We start from the raw sequence: 3,597 nt of genomic DNA on the forward strand, positions 1-3,597 counted from the left end.
GGGCCGGGGTCAGTGGCAGGTGGTGCCGTCCTTGGGGGGTTTGCCCTGGACGAGGTAGGAGGTGACGGCGGAGTCGACGCAGTCGCTGCCGCGCAGGTAGGCGGTGTGGCCGTCGCCCTCGTAGGTGACCAGGCGGGCCGAGGAGAGCTGGCCCGCGAGGCCCTGCGCCCAGCGGTAGGGGGTGGCCGGGTCGCGGGTGGTGCCGACGACGACGATCGGGTCGGCGCCCTTGGCGGCGATCCGGTGGGGTTCACCCGTGGGCTTCACAGGCCACTCCGCGCAGTTCAGCGCCGCCCAGGCGAAGTTGCGGCCGAAGACGGGGCTGGCCTTCTCGAAGGAGGGGACCGCCTTGCGGGCCGCGGCGGCGTCGGAGAAGGCGGGGGGTGCGTCGAGGCAGTTGACGGCCGGGTTGGCGTACATGATGTTGCTGTACTCGCCGTCGGGGCCGCGCTCGTAGTAGTCGTCGGAGAGGGCGAGGAGCGGTGCTCCGTCGCCCTTCTTGCCGGCCGCCAGTGCCTCGCGCAGCTGGGGCCAGGAGCCCTCGTCGTACATGGCGCGGATCACACCCGTGGTGGCCAGGGACTCGGTCAGGGGACGCGAGGAGCCGGTCTTCAGGGGCTTGCTGTCCACCTTTTCGAAGAAGTCGCCCAGCGCTTCGCCCGCCTCGCTGACGCTGCCGGTGCCCAGGGGGCAGTCGGACTGGCCGACGCAGTCCTTGGCGAACGCCTTGAACGCCGTCTCGAAGCCGGCGGTCTGTTCCTTGTTGACCCGGCGCGCCGACAGGGAGGGGTCCATGGCGCCGTCCAGCACCATGCGGCCGGAGCGCTTCGGGAACAGGCCCGCGTACGTGGCGCCCAGGTAGGTGCCGTAGGAGGCTCCGACGTAGTTGAGCTTCTTGTCGCCGAGTACGCCGCGCAGGACGTCCATGTCACGGGCGGCTTCCGTCGTCGAGACATGGCCCAGCAGCTTGCCCGAGCGCTTCTCGCAGCCCTTGGCGAAGCGCTCGTACGCGGCGGTGAGCGCGTCCGTCTCCTTCTCGGAGTCCGGGGTCTGGTCGACGCGCGTGTAGGAGTCCATCTGCTTGTCGCTCAGGCATTCGACGGGCTCGCTGTGGCCGACGCCACGCGGGTCCATGCCGACCAGCGTGTAGTGCTCGCGGACCTTCGGCGGGTACGCGAGGCCCGCCGCCTGCTGCACGTAGTCGATCGCCGAGCCGCCCGGGCCGCCCGGGTTGACGTGCAGCGACCCGCCCTTCGGCCGGCCTCCGCCGCCCTGCGGCTTCGACCGGGTGACGGCCAGCCGCACGCTGTGCCCGGTGTCGTCGGGGCCGTCCCCGGGTTCGTCGTAGTCCAGCGGCACCCGCAGCGACGCGCACTCGAAGCCTTCGATACCGCAGTTGCGCCACGACAGCTTCTGTTCGTAGTACGGGCGCAGGTTCTCGGGGATCCGCGCCGAGAGCGGCTTGAGCGGCGGGGCGTCGGCGCCCGCGTGCGTGCCGCCCGCTGAGGGGTCCGAGCCCGGGCTGTCGGAGCCGCCCTTAGACGAGCAGCCGGACAGCACCAGAGCCGTCACCGCCAGGACGGCCGCGGCCACACGGCGGGGCCCCGGCGCAGAACGGGCTCGGGGGCCGGGTGGCTGCTGACTCATCGGGCATCCCTCCGCTCGCGGCACGTCCACGCGAGCCTACCCACTGTGGCGTCGCCCCGTCCGCCCGCCGGGCCCACCTGGCGCGTCAGCCCCTGGCGCACCAAGGGGCTGACGCGCCGGCCCTGACGCCGTCAGCCCGCTCGCAGTGCCATCGCCATCGCCTCGACCGCCAGCAGTGGAGCCACGTTGCGGTCCAGTGCCCGGCGGCACTCCATCACCGCATCGATACGGCGCAGCGTCTGCTCGGGGCGCGACGTGGTGACGAGCCGGTCGACGGGCGCGGACGGATCGTCGTGTGCGAGGGCGACCGAGGAGCCCAACTGGCGGGCCAGCACGTCCCGGTAGAAGGCCGTCAGGTCCGAGAGCGCCACATCGAGGGAGTCGCGCTGGGTGCGGGTCGCACGCCGCTTCTGCTTGTCCTCCAGCTCCTTCATCGCCCCCGCCGTGCCGCGCGGCAGCCGCTTGCCCTCCGCGGCGCCGAGTGCGGTGCGCAGTTCCTCCGTCTCCTTGGCGTCCAGCTCCTCGGCCACCTGCTTGGCGTCCTCGGCGGCGGCGTCGAGCAGCTCCTGCGCGGCCCGCAGCGCGCTGCCCACGTCGTCGACGCGGGCCGGCAGCTTCAGCACCGCCTGGCGTCGGGCGCGGGCCCGCTCGTCCGTGGCCAGCCGCAGCGCGCGGTCGATATGGCCCTGCGTGGCCCGTGCGGCGAACCTGGCCATGTCCGGGTCGATGCCGTCCCGCCGCATCAGCAGGTCCGCGACCGCGTCCACCGGGGGTGTGCGCAGCGCCAGGTGACGGCAGCGGGACCGGATCGTCGGCAGCACGTCCTCGGTCGACGGCGCGCACAGCAGCCACACCGTGCGCGGCGCGGGCTCCTCGACGGCCTTCAGCAGGACGTTGCCCGCGCCCTCGGTGAGGCGGTCGGCGTCCTCCAGGACGATCACCTGCCAGCGTCCGCCCGCCGGCGACATCTGGGCCTCCCGCACCAGCGCACGGGTCTCCTTCACGCCGATGGACAGCAGGTCCGTACGGACGACGGTCACGTCCGCGTGGGTGCCGACCATCGTCGTGTGGCAGCCCTCGCAGAAACCGCACCCCGGGCTGCCGCCCAGCGCCCTGTCCGGGCTGACGCACTGGAGCGCCCCCGCGAACGCGCGAGCCGCCTGGGAGCGGCCCGCTCCCGGCGGTCCTGTGAAGAGCCAGGCGTGGGTCATCGCGGAACCGGAGAGGTTGGCCGACCCGCCTTCCGCGGCCTCCGCCGTCACGTACGCGTCGGCGTCCCGTGCGGCAGCCGTCAGCTGCCCCACCGCCCTGTCCTGCCCCACCAGGTCGTCCCACACCGCCATACGAGCCATTGTCCCGGATGCCTGTGACACCCGGGACACCGTCCAGCGTCACGCTGCGGGGTGGTTCCGCCGGCTCCCGCAGCGCTGCGCTGGCCGGACGGTGTCCGGGATCAGCGCAGCGCTGCGGGAGCGCTGTCCGGACGCGTCCGGGATCAGCGCGCCACGGGAGCCGGCAGGAGTGTCATCGGCGGCGCTGGTCGCCGTCCTCTTCCTGGTCGTCCTGGTCGTCGTGCGGACCGAGGAGCTTGTCCGCCAGCGTGGGGGCGTCGTCCATGGGGATGTCCTCCGCCCAGGAGGGGCGCGGGCGGCCGTTCTCCTCGACCTGGGGGAGTTCCCGCGTACGGTCCTCCCCCGCGTCCTCGGAGACCTTGGGCAGCACGGTCGTCTCGTCCTCGGAGACCTTGGGCAGAACCGTCGTCTCGTCCTCGGAGACCTTGGGCAGCACCGTCGTCTCGTCCTCGGCGGAAGGCGCCACCGCGGGACGCGGCAGCTGTGCCGTGTCCTCGGCGTCCGGCTCCGCGGCGGAGGGCTCGTTCCGGTCGGACACCTGCGGGATCTGCGCGGTGTCGGCCTCCGAGCCGTCGGGCGCGGAGGCGGAGGCSGRCAC

Annotated in this window: 2 protein-coding genes and 1 pseudogene; all 3 read right to left on the reverse strand. The window is 73.3% G+C overall.

The window, feature by feature from the left end:
* Positions 1 to 9: 9 nt before the first annotated feature.
* Positions 10 to 1,647, reverse strand: a complete 1,638-nt coding sequence (locus tag AB8Z75_RS32870) for an alpha/beta hydrolase (protein WP_369208466.1) — start codon at positions 1,645 to 1,647, stop codon at positions 10 to 12.
* Between the two features lie 131 nt (positions 1,648 to 1,778).
* Positions 1,779 to 2,990, reverse strand: a complete 1,212-nt coding sequence (locus AB8Z75_RS32875) for a DNA polymerase III subunit delta' (RefSeq protein ID WP_369208468.1) — start codon at positions 2,988 to 2,990, stop codon at positions 1,779 to 1,781.
* A 181-nt stretch (positions 2,991 to 3,171) separates the two neighbouring features.
* Positions 3,172 to 3,597, reverse strand: a pseudogene (locus tag AB8Z75_RS32880) (dTMP kinase); the annotation flags it as partial.

Source organism: Streptomyces sp. PU-14G (genome assembly GCF_041028275.1).
GTDB lineage: Bacteria > Actinomycetota > Actinomycetes > Streptomycetales > Streptomycetaceae > Streptomyces.